The organism is bacterium, from assembly GCA_040755795.1.
Taxonomy (GTDB): Bacteria; UBA9089; CG2-30-40-21; order CG2-30-40-21; family SBAY01; genus JBFLXS01.
The window spans coordinates 10,533-12,731 of record JBFLXS010000082.1; the positions used below are offsets into that span (position 1 = coordinate 10,533).

Annotated in this window: 2 protein-coding genes; both read left to right on the top strand. The window is 36.6% G+C overall.

Going from position 1 to position 2,199, the window contains the following annotated elements; translation table 11 throughout:
• Positions 1–429, top strand: a 429-nt coding sequence (locus AB1414_07450) for a hypothetical protein (GenBank protein MEW6607277.1), incomplete at its 5' end; no start/stop codon positions are given.
• A 67-nt stretch (positions 430–496) separates the two neighbouring features.
• Complete coding sequence (gene dnaX / locus AB1414_07455; protein ID MEW6607278.1) at positions 497–2,071, top strand: DNA polymerase III subunit gamma/tau; 1,575 nt, start codon at positions 497–499, stop codon at positions 2,069–2,071.
• The last annotated feature ends 128 nt before the right edge of the window (positions 2,072–2,199 follow it).

Consider the following 2,199-nt stretch of genomic DNA (forward strand, 5'->3'; position numbering starts at 1 on the left):
ATTAAGCGCACAGGTTCTAACTATGTTCGAGGTGAAATGGGCGTCCGACAGGTATTAAATAAGGATGTCTCTGGATATACTCAATTAGTGCTTAAGGCAGATGTTAAGGTAATTTCTTCCTCTCTTGTGAGTGATGGTAAAGAAGGTGGAGTATATCCTCTATGTATTTCGATAGATTATGTTGATGTTAGCGGCAAACCTCATTTGTGGCGACACGGGTTTTTATACGCTCCAAAGATTAATTATCCAGATATAGGGGAAAGGATTGAGCAGGATAAATGGATTATCTACACCTCAAATAATTTATTAGACCTTACACCCAAACCCAAACTGATTAAAGAGATAAAACTATCTGGTAGTGGTTGGGGATTTCACAGTAAGATTGCTAATGTAAAATTGATTGGGGAAAAAGGTTCTGAGCATAGATGAAAATATACCACCTGTCCTATCGGCTTATTTCAATTGCACAACTCAAAATAATTTGCAAAGGTGATTAATGTCTTATCTCGTTTTAGCCAGAAAGTATCGACCGAAGACTTTTAGTGAATTAATCGGTCAACCACATATTAAAGAAACCTTAAGCAATGCCATTACTTCTAATCGGTTAGCCCAGGCATACCTATTCACTGGTTCACGAGGCACGGGAAAAACTACAACTGCCAGGATATTGGCTAAATGTCTAAATTGCCTTAACGGGATGTCGATAACCCCTTGTGGTAAATGTTCTTCCTGCGAGGAGATTGCTGGTGGCTATTCAATGGATGTTATAGAAATAGATGGGGCATCAAATCGTGGAATTGATGAGATTCGAGAATTACGAGAAAGGGTTAAATTTCTCCCGGCTAAGGCAAAATATAAAGTTTATATCATTGATGAGGTGCATATGTTGACCAATGAGGCTTTTAATGCCTTATTAAAAACCCTCGAAGAACCACCTCCTCATGTTATATTCGTTTTTGCAACTACTGAACCTCATAAAGTTCCCCAGACTATTCTTTCAAGATGTCAACGGTTTGATTTTAAAAGAATACCAATATCTGAAATTTGTAAATTATTAAAACACATTGCAGAAGAAGAGAAAATCGAAATAGACGATTTAACATTAATTTCTATCGCCAAAGCCGCAGAAGGAAGTATGCGAGATGCAGAATCTATTTTAGACCAGGTAGTTTCTTATTGCGGGGATAAGGTTTCACAGGAGGATGTCGTAACTATCCTCGGCATAGTAAAACAAGAGGTGTTATTTACCTTTTGCGAGGCAATAATTGACGCCTCAGCAAATAAAATAATTCAACTCTTAAATGAAATAATTGATAAAGGATTAGATTTATCACAGTTTGTTCGTGAGTTGATGATGCATCTACGGAATTTACTTATAATTAAAACAGGTTGCCGTCCTGATTCAGTCATTGACCTGACTTCAGAAGGGATAAAATTATTAGAAAGCCAATCATCACAACTTGGACAGGAACAACTTTTAAATCTGATTGAAGCACTTCAAAAGGCAAATGAAAATATGCGATTATTTCCACTCCAGGCAAGATTAATATTAGAAATAGCCTTGATAAAGATGATTCAGGGAGATAAGCCCAGGATAGAGGAAGTGAAACAAGAGGTTGCTTGGACTCCGCCAAAAGAATTATTTGTGAAAGAACCAATAGAGGAGGTTAAAGCACCTGTTGTTGCCCCGAGTAAGGAATTTGAGAATCAATCTTTAGAGTTTTCTTTAGAGCAGATAAAAAATATTTGGCCAGAAATCCGAAAAAATATTAAAAATGAAAAACCGGCTTTAGATACCTGTCTGGCATTGGCTGAGATTACGGATTTAGTTAATCAGACCATTATCATTGGGTTTAAAAGGGGTGATTCATTTCATAAAGAAAGAATAGAACGCCTTGAGAACAAAGACTTTATTCAAAAACAGGTTAAAAAAATAACAAACTGTGACCTGCACATCAAAACGATATTTATTGATGGAGCATCAATAGAGGAGGGAAAAACTGTAGTCAGTCCGAAGGTATTGGATATGGTTTTTAAAGTTTTCCCGGAGGCACAGATAATAGAAGGATAAGTAATACTTGATGTTCAAGTTTTTTAAAGGTATAAAGATTTAACCGCAAAGAGCGCAAAGGAAGATTTCGCAAAGGACGCAAAGGAAGGAAAATAAGGTGGTGAACAACCTATTGCTTTGTTAAGTTT

Bases quoted from the DNA above. Each gene is read 5' to 3' on its own strand.
- dnaX (MEW6607278.1), top strand. From the start codon at position 497: ATGTCTTATCTCGTTTTAGCCAGAAAGTATCGACCGAAGACTTTTAGT.